21 protein-coding genes are annotated in these 19,006 nt (G+C 26.7%); all 21 read left to right on the plus strand.

Annotated elements, in window-relative coordinates; translation table 11 throughout:
• Positions 1-1,179 carry a hypothetical protein gene (locus tag U9O55_01450; protein MEA2088491.1) on the plus strand — a complete coding sequence of 393 codons (1,179 nt, stop codon included), beginning with the start codon at positions 1-3 and terminating at the stop codon, positions 1,177-1,179.
• Entirely contained in the window at positions 1,176-2,171 is a 996-nt protein-coding gene (locus U9O55_01455; protein ID MEA2088492.1) for a phosphotransferase, read from the plus strand. The genes U9O55_01450 and U9O55_01455 overlap by 4 nt, the downstream gene beginning before the upstream one ends.
• Positions 2,164-3,210: a phosphotransferase gene (locus U9O55_01460; GenBank protein ID MEA2088493.1), complete on the plus strand. Its 1,047-nt coding sequence runs from the start codon at positions 2,164-2,166 to the stop codon at positions 3,208-3,210. Before U9O55_01455 ends, U9O55_01460 begins: the two co-directional genes overlap by 8 nt.
• 164 nt (positions 3,211-3,374) lie before the next feature.
• A complete protein-coding gene (locus tag U9O55_01465) occupies positions 3,375-3,779 on the plus strand; it encodes a hypothetical protein (protein MEA2088494.1) in 405 nt (134 codons plus the stop codon).
• 13 nt (positions 3,780-3,792) lie between these two features.
• Complete coding sequence (locus U9O55_01470; GenBank protein ID MEA2088495.1) at positions 3,793-4,422, plus strand: hypothetical protein; 630 nt, start codon at positions 3,793-3,795, stop codon at positions 4,420-4,422.
• A 59-nt stretch (positions 4,423-4,481) separates the two neighbouring features.
• Positions 4,482-4,622, plus strand: a complete 141-nt coding sequence (locus U9O55_01475) for a hypothetical protein (protein ID MEA2088496.1) — start codon at positions 4,482-4,484, stop codon at positions 4,620-4,622.
• 17 nt (positions 4,623-4,639) lie between these two features.
• Positions 4,640-5,506 (plus strand): PHP domain-containing protein, encoded by an 867-nt coding sequence (locus U9O55_01480; protein MEA2088497.1) that lies wholly within the window; start codon positions 4,640-4,642, stop codon positions 5,504-5,506.
• Positions 5,507-5,508: 2 nt separating this feature from the next.
• A complete protein-coding gene (locus U9O55_01485) occupies positions 5,509-6,078 on the plus strand; it encodes a hypothetical protein (GenBank protein ID MEA2088498.1) in 570 nt (189 codons plus the stop codon).
• The gene (locus U9O55_01490) at positions 6,060-6,260 is read left to right on the plus strand and encodes a hypothetical protein (protein ID MEA2088499.1); all 201 of its coding nucleotides are present in this window, start codon (positions 6,060-6,062) and stop codon (positions 6,258-6,260) included. Before U9O55_01485 ends, U9O55_01490 begins: the two co-directional genes overlap by 19 nt.
• Before the next feature lie 26 nt (positions 6,261-6,286).
• On the plus strand, positions 6,287-7,024 hold the full coding sequence (locus U9O55_01495; GenBank protein MEA2088500.1) for a hypothetical protein: 738 nt from the start codon (positions 6,287-6,289) through the stop codon (positions 7,022-7,024).
• A complete protein-coding gene (locus tag U9O55_01500) occupies positions 7,014-8,018 on the plus strand; it encodes a site-specific DNA-methyltransferase (protein MEA2088501.1) in 1,005 nt (334 codons plus the stop codon). Before U9O55_01495 ends, U9O55_01500 begins: the two co-directional genes overlap by 11 nt.
• 133 nt (positions 8,019-8,151) lie before the next feature.
• Positions 8,152-9,573, plus strand: coding sequence for a glycogen/starch synthase (locus U9O55_01505; GenBank protein MEA2088502.1), 1,422 nt, complete (start codon positions 8,152-8,154; stop codon positions 9,571-9,573).
• Positions 9,574-9,582: 9 nt separating this feature from the next.
• Positions 9,583-10,506 (plus strand): galactose-1-phosphate uridylyltransferase, encoded by a 924-nt coding sequence (gene galT, locus U9O55_01510; protein ID MEA2088503.1) that lies wholly within the window; start codon positions 9,583-9,585, stop codon positions 10,504-10,506.
• A gap of 67 nt (positions 10,507-10,573) precedes the next feature.
• Positions 10,574-11,410: a C39 family peptidase gene (locus tag U9O55_01515; GenBank protein ID MEA2088504.1), complete on the plus strand. Its 837-nt coding sequence runs from the start codon at positions 10,574-10,576 to the stop codon at positions 11,408-11,410.
• Positions 11,411-11,562: 152 nt separating this feature from the next.
• The gene (gene pilM / locus U9O55_01520) at positions 11,563-12,750 is read left to right on the plus strand and encodes a pilus assembly protein PilM (protein ID MEA2088505.1); all 1,188 of its coding nucleotides are present in this window, start codon (positions 11,563-11,565) and stop codon (positions 12,748-12,750) included.
• Positions 12,751-12,940: 190 nt separating this feature from the next.
• Positions 12,941-14,359: a hypothetical protein gene (locus tag U9O55_01525; GenBank protein MEA2088506.1), complete on the plus strand. Its 1,419-nt coding sequence runs from the start codon at positions 12,941-12,943 to the stop codon at positions 14,357-14,359.
• Positions 14,360-14,375: 16 nt separating this feature from the next.
• Entirely contained in the window at positions 14,376-15,005 is a 630-nt protein-coding gene (locus tag U9O55_01530) for a hypothetical protein (GenBank protein MEA2088507.1), read from the plus strand.
• Between the two features lie 20 nt (positions 15,006-15,025).
• Entirely contained in the window at positions 15,026-15,361 is a 336-nt protein-coding gene (locus U9O55_01535) for a hypothetical protein (GenBank protein MEA2088508.1), read from the plus strand.
• A gap of 17 nt (positions 15,362-15,378) precedes the next feature.
• Complete coding sequence (locus U9O55_01540; GenBank protein MEA2088509.1) at positions 15,379-17,133, plus strand: ATPase, T2SS/T4P/T4SS family; 1,755 nt, start codon at positions 15,379-15,381, stop codon at positions 17,131-17,133.
• Positions 17,134-17,164: 31 nt separating this feature from the next.
• Positions 17,165-17,563: a response regulator transcription factor gene (locus tag U9O55_01545; GenBank protein MEA2088510.1), complete on the plus strand. Its 399-nt coding sequence runs from the start codon at positions 17,165-17,167 to the stop codon at positions 17,561-17,563.
• Positions 17,564-17,567: 4 nt separating this feature from the next.
• On the plus strand, positions 17,568-18,779 hold the full coding sequence (locus U9O55_01550; GenBank protein MEA2088511.1) for a type II secretion system F family protein: 1,212 nt from the start codon (positions 17,568-17,570) through the stop codon (positions 18,777-18,779).
• Positions 18,780-19,006 lie beyond the last annotated feature (227 nt).

Raw genomic sequence — 19,006 nt, forward strand, 5'->3', positions numbered from 1 at the left:
ATGAAATGGATAAATTTTTTACATTTTTATCAGCCACCAGGCACAGATAAAAACACAATTAGGGAGGTTGTTAAAAATAGCTATTCTTTTATAATTAAGATTTTAAAAGAAAATAGAAAAGCGAAAATAACTGTTAATATAAACGCTTCACTTTTGGAATGCTTGAATGAATTCGGCTACAATGGCTTGATTGAAGAAATAGAAAAACTTGCTTTAAAAGAAAAAATAGAGTTGGCAATAAGTGCGGCTTATCATCCTATTTTGGCGTTGATCCCTTTTGAAGAATCAATAAGACAGATAAAAATTAGCCAAAGAGCGAGCAAAAAATTTTTTCAACGAATTAAAATAAAAGGATTTTTTTTTCCAGAAATGGTTTACGACAAAAGAGTAGCTATTTATTTAAAAAAAATCGGGATTAAATGGATTATGTTAGATGAGCTGGCATATAACGGAAAATTTAATAAAGTTGACTATACAAAAAAATATATTGATAAAAATTCAGGATTGCAAATAATTTTTAGAAATAGAAAATATTCTAAAGATTACCCGCCAAAAATTATTTTGGATTTGCTAAAAAAAGAAAAAGATTTTTCTAAAATTATTGTGAGCGGGACAGACGCCGAACTTTACGGAGATCGGCACATTGATTATTCAGGAGATTTTTATTATGCGATTAGGGATAAGGAAGTAAAATCAATAACAGTGAGCGATTTTTTAACAGATTTAAAAGAAAAAGAAATCATAAATCCAAAAATTATTTCTTGGGACGGTTCTGAAACAATGTTAGAAAAAAAACAAGCTCTTTATTTTTGGAATAATCCAAAAAATAGAATTCATAAAAAATTATGGGAGTTAACAAAATTTGCTTTGAAAGTAGTTGAGCAAAACAAAAAAGACAAAAATTATTGCTGGGCTAGAAAAAGATTAGATATGGGAATTTCCAGTTGCACTTATTGGTGGGCGAGCCAAAAAAATGTTTCTTTGTGGAATAATAAGACCTGGCATCCTGATTTGATAATTATTGGATCTAAAAATTTAGTAAGAAGTATTAGAAGTTTAAGCTCAATTTCCATAAGCCAAAAATTAAAAGCTGAAAAATTTTTTTTGCAAATAAACAAATTAGTCTGGTACAGACATTGGAAAAAATATTATAAGCAAGATAAAAAAATAAAAAAATGAATAATTTTTTTGCGCAAGATAATATTAAAAAAGCATTAAATGAAATTTTAGAAAATAACGGTTTAAATGTTCTTTATAATATGAGCAACAGCTGTGATTTTGTCGTGAAGCAATGTGAAGGGAAATGCGATAAGCGTTACATTTTGAAAATAAGAAAAAGAAACAACGATTTTTTAAAGCAACAATTTATTAATGAAATTTTTATTAATATTTTTTTAGAAAAAAAATTTCCAGACAAATTTCCTTATAAGATTATAGATTATAATATAGAAGATGAGCCGGAATTTTTACTTTATAAAATGATTAAGGCGCGTCCTTTAAACGGATATTATTTTTTAATAGGAGCTAGAAATAAAAAAAAATATAATCCAAAAGAGATTGTTGATTTAATTTGTTTATTGCAAAAACAGACTGATGTTTTTCAAAAAGAAAATTTAAATGTTAAATTACAAAGCAGCGGTTATGAAAATAGCTTAAATTCTTTTTTAAAATATAAAAAAATAAACGAACAATATCTTAATAATAAAGATATTTTTTCAACTCAAAGTATAATAGAAAAAAACAGAAATTTATTAGACAAAAATTTAGTTTTGTCGCATGGCGATCTAAATCCCAAAAATATTTTGATAAAAGATGATAAAAAAACAACATTTATAGATTGGACAGGCGTGGAATTAAATAATTATTTAAGCGATTTTGTTAGATTTTATTTTTCTAATTGGAATGTGAAAGAAAAACAGCAATTGCTGAAAAAAGAAATTTTTAAAAAATTCGGCAACGATGAGACGCTTTTTAATTTAAATATTTTAATTTTAACAGGAGATTTTTTGAGAATTTTGAATGATTCTTCAAATGGGTTAAATAGCGATTTTCAAAAAAATATTATTAATAAAGATACAAAAGAAAAAATGATTGATAAAATAAAGCAAGCTGAAATTAGCTCAATAAAACAATTTAAAAAGAGTTTGAAATATTTTAATAATTATGATTAATAAAAATATTGATAAAATAATTGATTATTTGTCAAACAAAAAATTTGTTGTTGATTTTTTGAATAAAAATAAAAAAAAGTTAGGTATTAAATATAATATCCGGAATTTGGAAATTAATATTTACCATAAAATGCGCAGCGAACGAAGCAAAAGGTTGGTTGTCCTTTATAATTTTAAAGATAAGAATAAGATTAAAAAACAGATCGCTAAAATCAGAATCTTTAAAACTAATGATTTAGCTAAAAAGGCGTGGATGGTAAATAGCCTTATTTGGGAGAGCGCTAAACATAACTGTGAATATATTGCTAAACCATTATATTATTTTCAAAATTATAATCTATTTATATATGAATTAGCAAAGGGAAAACCGTTAGATAAGATATTAAAAGAAAAAGTTTTAAGTAAAAATGAATTGTCAAAAAAAATAAAAATAATAGCAAAATATTTATCTAAATTGCATAAAATCAAAATTAATAAAGCTAAAAAAGACAATTTTTTAGATAATTATAATGTTACTAGCCAAATAGACATTTTTTATAAAGATTTAGAAAAAGATAAAATTGATTGCCGTAATGATATTTTGAAAGTTATAAAACAGACAAAACAAAAATTAAAAAGATTTTCAAAAATAAAAAAGAATTTAATTCATGGAGATTTTCAGGTAGAAAATTTTATTTTTAATAATAATAATTTACAATTTATTGATTTTGATTTAGCGGAAATTAACGATCCATTAATTGATGTTGGAAATTTTTTAGTTCAGATTTATTATGGAGGGATTATGGGAAAAGACGTTGATTATTATAGAGAAACATTTTTGCAAGAATATTTTCGTTGCAATAAAGATTTTGACAAAAAATTTGTGAATGAACGGATAAATTTGTATATTATTATTGCTCAGATTAGGAATATCAGTTATCACATAAATATTATAAAAAAACACGGAGGAGGATTTGGCGCTGTTAATTATGATTTACTTAAAATCAAAAATAGATTAGAAAGTTTATCAAAAGATCCTTTGTTGCTTTTTGAAGATTAAAATTATAAGCATATAAACATTTAAACAATTCAAAAAAATAAAAAGACAGAAGGAAGCGAATAGTAAATTTTGCTTCTTTTTTAAATTATTTTGTAAATTCATTTTTTTGTGTTAAATTCAGAAAATTTATGGTATAATATAAAAAAGTAATTTTTTATAATCAAATGAAAAAACAATTTGGACAATTTTTCACGACAAATTCCGATTATATTTTACAAGGATTTGAAAAATTTATAAAAGGTAAAAATGTTATTGATCCATTTGCTGGAAATCAAGATTTAATTAAATGGGCTCAAAATAATAATTGTAAAAAAATTATTGGATTTGATTGTGATAAAAAATATTGCGATAATAAAAAAGTTTTTTATAACGATTCTTTAAATAATTCAAAAAAATATAAATTTATTTGCGCTAATTCGCCGTATTTGCATAAAAATAAAGCAGATAAAAAAACAAAGCAAAAATTTTTTTCAGGGGTTTATTCTTACTTTGAAGATTTGTATCAAATTTCTATTTTTTCAATTCTTAATTGTGAAAAAGGTGTTTTATATCGATTGATTTACAATTAAAGAAATAAAAAATATGAGCAAGATAACTGAAAAACAAATTTTGTATATTTTTGAGCACAATATTAAAGATGTTTGTAAAATAGGTATTGGAACTTTTGAGCGAGCAAAAAATGCACATAGATATTTCGAAAGTAATGAAAAATCAAAGAAAAATAAATTAGCAATTTTTGATTTTGAAAGTACAAAAGTTTTAGTTATTGAAAAAATATGTAAACAAGTACTGAAAAGAATAAATACTACTGAGTTTTATCAAATTGAATTTTACAAAGCTTGTATATTATTTAAGTGTCTAGGTGGAAATTTAGATGATAAGAACTCTCAAAATATAGATAGAAGCAAAATTAGCGTTAAAATAACATCATCGACAACAAAAAATGAAATTCCATTAACCACTCGCTTTGCTGAACAAACAATTTCGTTAATAGATGAGGATAATGGTGAAAAAATAAATAAAATTAAAAATTTATTAAATAATAATGGCAACAGAAATATTTTATTAACTAAAAAAGAATTCGAGGAATTTAATAAACACGGAGCAAGAACTGGCTGGAAAAAATATAAGGATTGGTATTACAGAACTGGTGTTGATGCCACATCTCTGTCTAATTTTATAAGAATAATGGAGCAAAATATGAATAATTAACATAAAAAATAAAAATTTTTTATATTTCTTTTTTAGATGGAAATTATTCAAATATTATTTTGGAAAATAAAAAATGTGAAAATAAATTAAAAATCCAACAAAAAGAGATTCAAAAATATTTAAAAAGCAATTCAAATAATTTTTGGTTAAATACGGCTGGGTTTAAAGAGCTGTTTTTAGATTTAACAAAGAAAAAATAATTTTAAACAATAAATTTATGTCTTATATTGATCTACAATTCCACTCAACTTATTCAGATGGGTCTTTGACGCCTACTGAGTTAGTTCAATTTTTAGTTAAATATAATGTTAAAATAGCTGCTTTAACAGATCATAATACTGTTGCTGGAATTGATGAATTTTTTTCCGCTTGCAAAAAATTTAATATTAAGCCGATTACTGGAATAGAAATTTACGCGCGATATAATTCCGAAAGATTTAATTTGTTATTTTATAATTTTAATAAAGACAACCCAGATTTGCATTATTTTTTAAGAAAAACACAAATACAACGACGAAGAAACGTTGTTAGAGCCTTGAAACATTGGCAAGAAAAAGGATTTGATATTAATATTGACAGGATTTTAGAAAAATATAATAAATATATTCCGATTAATGGAATTATTAGGCAAATTAGAAAAAATTCAATAAACGAAAAAAGAATTAAAGAAGATTTAAAAATAGACAATCCGCATGAAGGCGAAATTATTAAATATTATTTTAAGACAAGGAGAAGATATTATTTGCCTGAAACAAGAGTTGACGTGATAAGGCTTGTTAAATTACGCAAGCAAATAAATGGAAGTGTTATTTTAGCGCATCCGGCGAAAAATAGAGTTAGGCAAAGATTATTAGATAGATTATTAAAAGAAAAAATAATAGACGGGATTGAAATTTTGTCGCCCCATCACAGTTGGGATATTATTTCTTATTATCAGCATATTTTAAAAAAACATAATGTTATTTTTACTGGCGGATCAGATTTCCATGGATATTCCAAGCATTCGCAAATAGTTGATTGCTCTTGGAAATATTTTAAAATTCATTCAAAATTTTTGCTGAATATTCATAAAATAATCGGATAATTATGACGCATCATATAATTTTTGAAGGGGCGGAGTTGGCTGGTAAAAGTTTTTTAATGTCGCAAGTTTATGATTATTTAGAGCCGAAATATAATCAAAATAAAAAAGTGCTGGACGGATGCCATTGGTTTAATTGCGATGTTGGCGTGTATGGGACAAAATACGGCAAACCAGTAATTAAAAATTATTTAAAAATTTTTCAAGAATTAAAAAGTAAAAATTTACTTATAGAAAAATTTTATATTTCTGATAAAATTTATAATCGTCTTCACAATAATAAAGAGATAAAATATAATATTATAGAAAAAAAGTTGCGTGAACTAAATTTCAAAATAGTTTTAATTATTTTTCCAGAGAAGAAAGAAGTATTAGAAAAAAGAATCAAAGACCGATTAAATCTTTATCCTCATTATGAAAAAATTTTGCAAGATTATAAATGGTATATAAAGCAGCAAAAAGAATATTTGAAAGAAATTAAAAAAAGCAAATTGCCTTATCTTATTGTTGAAACCAAAAAATTACCAGATAATAATCTAACTAAAAAAATATTAAAATGGATAAAGGAAATTTAATAGAACAATGTTATCAAAAATCAATTGAGTTGTTACTTAAAAATTCTAACGAATTTGGTTTAATGGCTTCTTTTCCAAATAAAAAATCTAAGGAAAGCCTGTACACAAATATTTTTGGAAGGGATGAGAGTATTAGCTTGTTGGGAATAGTAATTAGATTAAATAATTTTATGTTAAAATAAAAATATAATAATAAATTACAAATAATATGTTAGATAGTCTTATCTTGAACAAAAAATCAATAGAAAATATTTATAAAATGCTCTCTGAGTTTCATGAAAAATACTTAAAATCTTATGGCGTAAAATTGCCAAAACTTTACGATTCAAAAGAAAATTTTACAAAAGACGCTTTAGTTTTGGTTTATCTCGCATATGATTATCCAAAAACAAGAAAAGTAACAAAAGGAGAATTAACAAAATTTGTTAGAAGTTATTATCCAAATACAAACGATGTTCAACAAGCTAGACATCTTGGCGCGCAGTCTGGTTGGTGGATTGTTGCTGGTGGGCGAGATAATATTGTTTTAAAGATAAAAAGAGGAACATATCAATTATATACACTAGAAGAACCATATCCTGGATTTAAAAAAGGACATAGAATTTCCGAAACAGATGATTGGGAAGAAATAAAAGCAATATATAATTATCGTTGTGCTACTTGTGGTTCACAAGAAAATAAGCCACATTTTCACTGGCCTGCGACAAAAACCAAATTGCAAAAGGCTCATATGGATCCAAATAAACCATTAATTAGCGGAAATATTATTCCTCAATGTCAAAAGTGTAATAGAGCTGATAGAAATAGATGGATTTATGACGAAAAAGGCAGAGTTATAAAATTAGCTGACGCTAATTTTGTTAAAAATTTTGATAAAAATGTAAGAAAAAAAATTTATAAAATATTATACAAAGAATTTAAAAGTAAAAACCATTATGAAAAATAATGATTTAATTAACAAAATAATTTTAGGTAATTCTTTAGAAATATTATCTGATATAAAAGATAATTCTATTGATATTGTTTTAACTGATCCGCCTTATTTTTTGGATAAATTAGACAATAATTGGGAATATAAAAAAGTTGAAAATACCAAAAATCAACATACAATAAAATCGTTGCCAGCTGGAATGAAATTTGATAGAAAACAAGGTCAAGAATTTTATAAGTGGTATTTAATAATATCACAACAAATTTATAGGATACTTAAACCCGGCGGTTTTTTCTTTTCTTTTTCAAGCCCTCGACTATATCACAGAATGGCATCGGCGATTGATGACGCTGGCTTAGAAATTAGAGATTGTTTTTTATGGCTTTATACACAAAATCAAGCCAAGGCTATGAGCATAAATCATTTTATAGATAAAATGAAAATATCTGAAAAAGAAAAAGTTAAATTAAAGAAAAAATTTAAGGGCTGGAAAACTCCACAATTAAAAAGTTGTTTTGAACCGATTGTTATGTCGCAAAAGTCTACTGATGAAACTTATTTAAATAATATGATAAAAAATAATATTGGTTTGATGAATACAAATATTAAAGTTGGTGACAATATGTTTCCGTCAAATGTTTTGACAGTAGACAATATAAATGAAATAATTGATAAATCTTTTTTAATTGGTAAACCTACAAAAAAAGAAAAGGGAGATTTTAATAATCATAAAACAGTAAAACCATTAGAAATTTGTGAACACATAATTAAGTTAACAGCTTTTTACAAAAATGCTGTTATATTAGATCCATTTGTTGGAAGTGGGACAACAGCTATTGCAGCTAAAAAACTTGGATTAAATTATATTGGAATAGATGCAAACCCAGAATATGTAAAAATATCAGAAATAAGATTAAGTGAATTAGATAAAAAAGTAAATTTATTTTCTAAGATAAAAAAAGAAAAACTAATAAATAATAATTTACAAACACAATTACAATTTGCGTAAATTTTTAAATTTAGCTACGGAACATATTGAAAGAAATTAGGGTGGATTATTTTTTAATTATTATAAACTTTATAAGAGTGTAAATATTGACAAACTTCATAAAGTTTTATATTAAAAATTTTAATAAATAAATATGAAAATTTTAATGTTATCTTCGGAGCTTGCTCCGTTCGCAAAAGTTGGCGGATTGGCTGATGTTATGGGTTCTTTGCCAAAAGCCATAAAAAAACAAGGAGCTGATGTCAGGTTGGCATTGCCATTATATGGAAATATCAACATTAAAAAGCAAAAATTAAAAAGAGTTTTATCAAATATTAAAGTTGCAGGATGTAATGTGAATATTTGGCAGGGCAAAATTCCAAATTCAAAAGTAATAGTTTATTTTGTAGAATGCAAAAAATATTTTTGCAAAAAACAAGTTTATTGTGATAATAATCAAGAAAGGTTTTTATTTTTTTCTATTTCTATTTTGCAAATTTTGTTTTTAATAAATTTTAAACCAGATATCATTCATTGTAATGATTATCACACAGCTTTAATCCCAAGTTTATTAAAAAATTTAGACAATAATTTTTTAAAAGAAACAAAAACAATTTTAACAATTCATAATTTACAATTTCAAGGTAAAACAAAAATAAAAAATTTTTCCAACCAATATTTAAAAAAATATTTAGAACAAATTTTTAGCAAAGAAAAATCAGAAAATATTAATTTTATGGTTAATGGAATTTTAAATTCCAATGCAATTAGCACTGTGAGCAAAACTTACGCAAAAGAAATAACAACAAAAAAGTTTGGAGAAGGAATAGAAAATATTATAAAAAGCAAGAAAAAAAATTTGTATGGAGTTGTTAACGGAATAGATGTTGATTTTTTTAATCCGCAAACTGATAAATATATTAAACAAAAATATTCTATTAAAACATTAAATAAAAAAACAGAAAATAAAGTTTATTTGCAAAAAATATTGGGCTTGCCTATTGATAAAAACAAAGCAATTGTTGGATTGGTTTCGCGTTTAGTTTGGCAAAAAGGCATTGAGCTATTTTCAGAAAAATTCGCTAGATTAAATTGCCAGTTTGTTTTTTTAGGAACAGGCGAAAAAAAATATGAAGATCATTTAAAAAAAATAGCAAGAAAATATTCAGATAAAATTTCAGTAAATATAATGTTTGACATTAAATTGGCAAATCAAATTTATGCTGGATCTGATATTTTTTTAATGCCTTCACGTTTTGAACCGTGCGGTTTGGGGCAACTAATTGCTATGAGATATGGAGCAGTTCCTGTGGCACGCGCGACTGGCGGATTAAAAGACACAATAGAAAATTTTAATTTTAAAAAAGCTATTGTGAAAAATAAAAAAGCAACAGGATTTGTTTTTAATAAATTTAGTTTAATCGCTTTTTATAGAAAATTAAATAATGCGATAAATTTGTATTATAATGACAAAAAAAGCTGGAAAAAAATTCAGTTAAATGGAATAAAAAGTGATTTTTCATGGGATAATTCCGCTAAACAATATTTAGATTTATATAAAAAATTAATTAAATAATTTTTAATTATGAAAAACAAATCAGAAATCCGCAAAGCGTATTTTTTAAATAAGTATGTTATTATTACTCCTTCTCGCAGTAAAAGACCAAGGGATATTAAAGAACAGACCCTTATTAAAAGAACAGGCAAGTGCGTTTTTTGCCCTGAAAATATAGAAAATGATTTAGTTGTTAAAAAATTTAATGGTAAAAGAAAAGGATGGGAAATTTTAGTTTTAAAAAATAAATTTCCAGCGCTTACCTTGGATAACAAGCTGGCGTACGGTTATCAGGAAGTTATTATTGAAACGCCGGATCACACAAAAGTTTTGGCAGAATTTCCAGCAAGCCATTTTGTCAAATTGTTAAAAGTCTATATTGATAGAACGGAAAAGATAAGTAAAATAAAAAGAATGGAATATATTTTGATTTTTAAAAATGAAGGCTCAAAAGCAGGGGCTTCAATTGTTCATGATCATTCGCAAGTTTTTTCAACTGATATTCTGCCGCCTGATGTTTATGAAGAACTAAAATTGGCTAAAAAATACAAATTAAAAAATAAGACTTGTCCTTATTGCGACATAATTAAACAAGAAATAAAGACAGAACGCAAAATTTTTGAAGATAAAAATGTGGCTGTTTTCGCTCCTTACGCTTCTGAATATCATTATGAAGTATGGATTTTTCCAAAAAAACATCTTGATAATATAACTAAATTAAACGAGAGCGAAATTAAATCTTTTGCAAAAGCTTTAAAATTAATTTTATCTAAATTAAATGAAATAGGTTTAAGCTATAATTATTTTTTTCATCAAGTCTCATCTGACAATGATCAGCATTTTTATTTAAAAATCCAACCGCGCGACAGCATTTGGGCTGGAGTAGAGCTTGGTTCTGGGCTGGTAATCAATTCTATTTCTCCAGAACAAGCCGCTGAGTTTTACAGAGCATAAATATAATTTATAATTAAAAGTGTTTGGATGTTTATATGTTAAAGTGTTAGATTATTAAAGTGTTTATATGAAATATTTTATTTTTACATTTTTAGCAATATCTATTTTTTTCTTGTTTTTTATTTTTAATATTAAAGACGCAAATAAAAATATAAATAAAAGAACAAATCAAATTAATTATGTTGTGCCTGATAATAATGAAAATTTAAATATTGAAAATAAAAATATAAAAATTTCAGTCAATATTGATGAAAAATATAAAAAAGATTTAGATTTTAGCAAAATTGAACATTTTGAATTTGAAAATAAAGTATTGCCAAGTGAAATTCATCATGATGTTCCTTTTACTTCGCAAGCTCCTTTTAGAGATTGGGGGATGCCCTATCAAGAAGCATGTGAAGAAGCAGCTGTTTTAATTACAATGCGTTATTTTGATAATAGCGGATTTAAAGATAAATATGACGCGCGGGAAGCGCTTTTAAAAATTATTGATTGGGAAAAACAGAATTTTGGTTTTTATAAAGATAGTTCAGCAACAACAACAGCAAAAATAATAGCTGATTTTTATAATTATAAAAATGTAAAAGTAAGCTATAAAATAACAATAGAAAAAATAAAAAAAGAGCTGGCGGAAGGCAATCTTATTATTATTCCAGTAGCTGGCAGAAATTTAGAAAATCCATATTTTACTCCGCCAGGACCAATTTATCATAATTTAGTGATTGTCGGCTATAATGATAAAAAAGAAATTTTTTATACTAATGATCCAGGGATAATGAGCGGTAAGGATTTCAAATATAGTTATGAAAATATTATTAAGTCAATTGCTGATTGGAGCTATGAGAAAAAAACGATTGATAAAAATCGCAAAGTAATGATAATTGTCAAAAAAAATGATTTTTAGTTATCCCCACTCTATTTTTTTTGTCAATAACTTAAGAATTTGCTATAATAAAAGCTAACAAATAGACGGTTCTATTATTATAGAAGTCTGAGTTTTGCCAGCCAGAGGCTGGTTAGCCTTTGGCTAAAATTTTATTTGAATAATAAATATTTATGGGTTTATTTAGTTCGGATTACAGTTACTTGGGGATTAATCTTGGGACTTCCAGTGTTAAGCTGGTTGAACTTGGGAATAATAACGGAGTCCCGCATTTGCTTACTTATGGTTTTACAGAGCAGTCTATTGATATCATTAAAGATGATTCTGAGTCGGCGAAGCAAGAAATTGTAAGAATTTTAAATCAATTATGCAAAGAAGCAAAAGTAAGTAGCAATAAGGTTGTTACGGCTTTGCCTACTTTTTCTGTTTTTTCTTCTGTTATTAGCATGCCAAAAATGAGTAAAAAAGATTTATCTTCCGCCGTGCTTTGGGAAGCAAAAAAAATTATCCCAATGCCATTTGAAGATATTATTTTGGATTGGTATATTCTTAATGAGGATTCAAGCTCGCAAAAGTCTAAATTTAGAAATCTTTTTAATAAAATTAAAAAAGAAAAGCCGAAAGCAAAAGAAGGAAATATTGATGAAAAAAATACCAAAAATTCTTTGTTAAATAGTAATCAAGGTGAAAATAAAGGTGATGAAGATATCAAAGTTCTTTTAACAGGAGCGCCTAAAAATTTAGTTACAAAATATATTGATATTTTTCAGAGAGCCGACCTTAATTTATTAAGTTTAGAAACTGAAATTTTTGCTTTAGTCAGGGCATTGGTTGGAAACGATAAATCAACTTTAATTATTGTTGATATTGGAGCAATGTCAACTAATATTTCTTTAGTAAAAAATGGATCAGTAGTTATAAACAGAAGTATTGAGTTAGGGGGAAAAAATGTTACTAGTGAAATTAGCCAAAATTTGAATGTCGCGTTTAAAAGGGCCGAACAGTTTAAATTTGACATAGGGATTAATGCCGAAGGACAAGCAGACAGTTCAATTTTTAAGTCAATAGAAAATACAATAAGTCCAATTGTGGATGAAATAAAATATACAATCGATTTTTTTAAAAATCAGTTAAATTTCGGCCAGTCAGAAAGCGATGTTGTAGAAAAAATAATTTTAACAGGCGGGTCATCATCACTTTCTTATTTGTCTGAATATTTAGCTAAACAGCTGAATAAAAAAGTTTATATTGGAGATCCTATGGCAAGAATAGTTTATCCAGAGGATTTAAAGCCTATTATTGACGATGTTGGATCTAAACTGTCAGTTGCGGTAGGTTTGGCAATGAGGGAGATAGAATAAAAGCCAAAATACTCAAATATTCAAACATTTTAACACTTTAACATTTAGACATTTAAACACACTAACATTTTAAGATAATTTTCAATTTCCAAATTATTTTGTTATTTATTATTTGAAAATTGATAATTGAAAATTGAGTCATTGAGCATTCATTGAAAATTAAAAATTAGAAATTGAAAATTAAAATATTATGCCGATAAATTTATTGCCTAAAAAGTTTAAAGAAAAAGAAAAAAAAGAGATACGTAAAAAAGAGAAATTGGTTAAAAGCGTTGAAATGCGCGTTCCAAGCAAATCAGGAGAGGATGAGAATAAAAAAAATGAGAGAAATTTTTTTTCTAATTTTTTTTATTCTCTTTTTTTTAGAAAGGAAAAAGCAAGTAATAAGATTGATAATAGGGGAAAAGAGAAATTTTTAGAAGAAAAAAAAAGAAAAGAAATAACTAATTTTTTGAAACATAAAAAAGAAATTGGGATAGATGACAAAGAAGCCAAAACAAAAATGCGTGAGACAAAATCAGGAGCTGGTAATAAAAAAACTTTGACAGATAAAAAAACAAGAAGTTCTAATATCAAAAAGAAGTCTTTTTGGCAATGGTTTTTAGGAAATAAGCCAGCAATAGATTCTCAAAAAAGCAGAACATTGTCTGACGATTTTGATAAAGATGGAAAAGAATATAACATGAAAAATATTAAAAAATCATCAGAAGAAAAGTCGTTTTGGCAGAAAGGAAAAATCAAAGAAGAAAAAGATTTTTTAAACAAGCATAATAAAACAACGCAAGAGCCAGGCAATAAAGAAGAAAAAAAACAGGAAAAAAAGAAAAATATTTATAAAAAAGATTCTTTTTGGCAGAGATTATTTCGTAAAATAGGCAAGGATAAGGGAAAAAACAATTCTGCATCGCGTAAATCGCAAAAAACAAAAGAAAATAAAGGTAATAAGGCAAATAAAAGAAAAAAAAATGCAGGCAATCCAGATAAAAATAAAAAGAGAAATAGATTTAAAAAATTTTTTTACAAAAAAGCTGAGATAAATTTTATTGACGGAGAATTAATTGGCTCAGTCAGGTTGAAAATTAAAGAAAGAGCATTGTCAATTATTTTTGTTTTATTTTTTTCTTTGATTATTATCTCTTCCGTGTATATGTTAGTGAATTGGTATCAGCTTACCGTTATTGAAAGATCACGCAGTGTTGAAAAAAAATTGCAAGACTTAAAAAATAATATAGATGTTTTTGAAGTAAAAAAACAAGAAGCTTTAAAATTTCAAGAAAAATTAAAAGCAGTTGATTATTTGTTGAGCCAGCATATTTGTTGGACTGATTTTTTAAATGGTATTGAAAGAATCACATTAAGAGATGTTTATTATGAAAGCGCTATTGTTGATTTTGAAGGCAACATTTTTCTTTCAGCCGAAACAGATAGTTTTGAAACAGTTGCTGAACAATTATTGGTTTTTCAAGATAATAAAGATTTGATTGAATCAGTAAAAATAGATTCAGTTGATTCAGAAAATATCGGTGACAGCGATAATGAGATTCAAATAATAAAGTTTAATATAACATTAAAAATAAATAAAGAAAATTTTTTAAATATAGGCAAATAATATTGATTTAATTTTTATGCTTTTAGAAGATTCTAACGTAAGAGACAAATTATTAAAAAATTTTATTAAATATTTCAATTATTTTTTATTATTGTTAATTGTTATTTTTTTCTTAAGCTGTTATTTCATTCTGCTTAAGCCAAAACAGGATAAAATAAGTGAAATTGAAAATGTTGAAATTTTTCAAGGAACAAAAATTTACGATGAAAACACGGAATATTTTAAAAAAGTTAAAAGTTTTGTGAAAAAATATGATAGTATAAGCGATGAAGATAAAAAAAGAATTGATTTGATGTTGCCTGACAAACTAGATTATCCGCAATTATTTGCCCAGCTTGAAAGTTTGATAGAAAGCAATGGATTTAAATTAAATAGAATTACATTGTCGCGTTTAAGCGGTCAAAGTAATCAAGCGGATAAAGACAGGAAAGAAGTTTTTGATTTTATAAAAAAAGTTAATATAAGCATTACTATTGATGGCGTGGATAGTTTTTCAGATTATAAAAGGATGTTGGATATGTTTTATAGCAATCTTTTATTAATGGATATTACATCAATCAATTATTCAGATTCAATGAGCGGTTCTTATTCTGTTGATATAATAACTTATTTTTTAGAAACAGAAAATTCAGACAATAAAAATTAGCTTGAATTTATTATTTATTTATGTCTAATTATATTGGAAAAAAAAGGATTGTATTTTCAACAATTGTTTTTCTAACAATGGTTTTGGCTATTATTGTTTCTGCTTTTTATTATACTCAGCTTAAAAAAAGATTTATTGACCCAACAGGCGATGTTTTTAAAAAAATTTTATTTAAGCAGGTGGATTTTGATTTGGAATTTAATGAAAAAATTTTATTAGATTCTGTGTTTTTGAAGTTAAATGATAATCATATTTATTTTGTTAAAGAAGAAGCGGGCAACGGCAACGCTTTTGAAAATCCAAGAAATATTTCAGATGAGAAATTAGAGGAGGGCAATTTGGAAACTACTTATTAATTAATTGAAAATATAAAATGAATCTTATCGACGCTTTATATGATAAGCTAATACAGGACGGTTTAATTTCTGCTGAGAATTTAGAAAAAGTAAAAGTTGAAAGCCAGAATAGCGGAATTTCAGTTGAAGATATTTTAGCAAGGAAAAAGATTGTTGAATCTGAAAGTTTTGCGCGAGCAAAATCTGAAATTTTTAAAATTCCTTATGTTAATTTAGAGGGAAAATCAATAGATCCTGAGATTTTTAATTTTTTACCGTCTGATGTAATAAAAAATTATAAAATTATTCCTTTTGATAAAAGTTCCAAAATAATATCAATGGGAATGGTTAATCCGCAAAATCTTCAAGCGATTGAATCAATAGAATTTTTAGCTAAAAAGAACAGGCTTAAAATAAAATATTTTATTATATCTCAGAAGAATTTTGATGATACAATTAAAAAATATGAGAGCATAGGCGTTGAAGTGAAGGAAGCTCTTGGGAGGGCGCGAAGCATTAGCGGGGCTCATGTAATGAAAAAAGAAAAAAAAGAAAGTATTGGAGAAGTTATTAGGGGAGCGCCAATTTCTAAAATAGTGTCTGTAATTATCAGGCACGCTGTTGAAGGGGGTGCTTCTGACATTCATATTGAGCCGGGAGAAAAAAATACAAGAGTTCGTTATCGTGTTGACGGCATCCTTCATACATCTTTAATTTTGCCTATTTATGTCCATGATTCAATAGTTTCTCGCATAAAGGTTATATCAAATTTAAAAATTGATGAAACAAGAATACCGCAAGACGGAAGAATTAGATTAAATATTGGAAATAGGCAGGTTGACTTTAGAGTTTCAGCGCTACCATTAATGGGAAAAGAAAAAATTGTTATGAGAATTTTAGATACTTCAGGCGGAGTATTAACCTTGCAGGATTTAGGATTTAATAAAAAGCACATTCTTATTTTAGAACATAGTATTAAGATTTCGCATGGAATGATTTTGGTTACAGGTCCGACAGGTTCTGGAAAATCAACGACTTTATATTCTTTGCTTAATATGCTTAATAAAGAAGGCGTGAATATTATTACTTTAGAAGATCCTGTTGAATATCATTTAGACGGCGTTAATCAATCACAAATCAGGCAGGAAGTCGGCTTTACTTTTTCAGCTGGCTTGCGTTCTATTTTAAGGCAAGATCCTGATATTATTATGGTAGGAGAAATTAGGGATAATGAAACAGCTGAATTAGCGATTCACGCTGGCTTAACAGGACATATTGTTTTATCAACATTGCATACCAACAGCGCTTTTGGAGCTATTCCTCGTCTGAAAGATATGAAAGTAGAACCGTTTTTATTGGGTTCTACGCTTAATATAGTAATCGCGCAGAGGCTAGTAAGAAAATTATGCTCTTTTTGCAAAAAGAAAGTTTCTCTGCCTCCTAATTTAGAGCAAGAGATATTAGAAATTTTAAATCAAACACCTGATGTTTATATTAAAGCTTTTGGCATAAAAATTGATAAAAACAAAATTTTAGCTAAAGATTTAGTTTTTTATGGAGCAGAAGGATGCTCAAAATGCGGCGGTATTGGTTATCATTCTCGCGCTGTAATAGCTGAAATTTTGGTAATGACTGACAATTTGAGAAAATTGATTGCTAATAACGGCAATGAGGATAAAATTAAAGAAGAGTTAAACGATCAAAAAATGATTACAATGAAACAGGACGGAATTTTAAAAGCTTTAAGCGGTGTGACAACATTAGAGGAGATAATGAAAGCGTCAAAAGATTAATAAATAGGTTAATTAACTTAAATATTTTTTTATGGCTTTTAAAAAACAAATAAAAATTTTGATTATTGAAGACGATAGTTTTTTAAGTGATTTTTATGGCAAAAAATTATCAGATAAAAATTATGAAGTGTTTATAGCTTCTGACGGCGAAAAAGGAGTTAAAATAGCTAAAGAAAAAAAACCAGATTTGATTTTATTAGATTTGGTTTTGCCAAAAATGAGCGGTTTTGATGTTGTAAAAGAATTAAAATCAGGAGATTGTAAAAATATACCAATTGTCCTGCTTACTAATTTAAACGAAAAAGAAAATATAGATAAAGCATTAGATATGGGAGTTGAAGATTATCTGATAAAAGTTTATTTTACGCCTTCGGAAATAGTTGAAAAAATAAAAAATATTTTGTCTAAACGATATAAATTTAACACATAATTTTGTGCCAATTTTTAATTATAAAGCTAAAACTAAAAAAGGCGCTGAAATCCATGGAAAAATTGAGGCAATAAACATTAATGTTGCCTCTAAAATTTTAAGTGAAAGAGAATTAACTGTTGTTAATCTAAAAAGAAAAAGAAGAATTAAATTTTTTGATAAATATTTTAGCAAGCTTTTTAATAAAATACCAGTAAAAGATCTTTTATTTTTTTTGCGAGAACTTTCTGTGTTGATTTCAGCAAACATTTCTTTAATTCAGTCTTTGCATATTATTGAAAAACAAATAGAAAATAAGGTGTTAAGAGGCGTTATTTTAGAAGTCGCTGACGATGTTGAAGGCGGAAGCAAATTGTCTGAAAGTTTAAGCAGATTTCCTGATATTTTTGACGGTTTTTACATCAATATAATAAAATCTGGAGAAACAAGCGGAAAATTAGATGAAGTTTTAAATTATCTGACTGAGGAAGAAGAAAAAAATTATGATATGATGAAGAAACTTAGGGGGGCTATGATTTATCCAGCTTTTATTTTTACCTCGTTAATAGCTGTTGGCATTGTAATGATGGTTTTTGTTGTTCCAAAGTTAGCTGGAGTTTTAGAAGAAAGCGGCGCTGAACTGCCTATAACAACTAGAATTTTAATGGGGGCAAGCGATTTTTTCACGAATTTTTGGTGGGCTCTCTTAATAGGATTTTTATTTATTTTTTTTGTTTTTAATGTTCTTGTCAAAACAAAAAAAGGAAAATTATATTGGGATATTTTAAAACTTAACTTGCCGATTGCTGGCAGTTTGTTGCGGAAAGTCTACTTAGTCCGTTTTGCCCGCAGTTTTATTACTTTAATGGTCGGCGGAGTTTCTGTTGTTAAATCTCTTAATATAGTTTTAAATGTTGTTGATAACGCGCATTATCAAAATCTAATAGCGCGGACAATCAAAGAAGTTGAAGATGGGCGTGCCATAGCGGGGGAATTTTTTAATGATAAATATATTCCTCCAATGTTTTCTCAAATGATGTCAATTGGGGAGGAAACAGGGAAAATTCCGTTTGTTTTAAAAAAAATAGCTGATTTTTATACTTTAGAAATTGACAATACAATGCGCAATATTATGACAATTATGGAGCCGTTTATTATGATTCTTATGGGTTTGGCAGTAGGAGTTATGGTCGCGGCTATAATTTTGCCGATGTATAATTTGTCATCCAGTTTTTAATACCCAACCTGACCTCCCCTAAAAGTGGAGGAACCAGATTTTATAGCCCCCCTGATAAGGGGAGTCAGAGGTGGTTAGTTTAAAAATTGAAAATTAGTTTGCTACATTCTAATCCAAACCTTAATTAACTAAAAAAAGACATTTTTTTTGGTATAATTGTTTAATCTAACAAATTAACAATTAACCAATAAAAAGATGCCTTATAAACATATTACATCAATACAGCG

Source organism: Patescibacteria group bacterium (assembly GCA_034660655.1).
Taxonomy (GTDB): domain Bacteria; phylum Patescibacteriota; class Patescibacteriia; order JAACEG01; family JAACEG01; genus JAACEG01.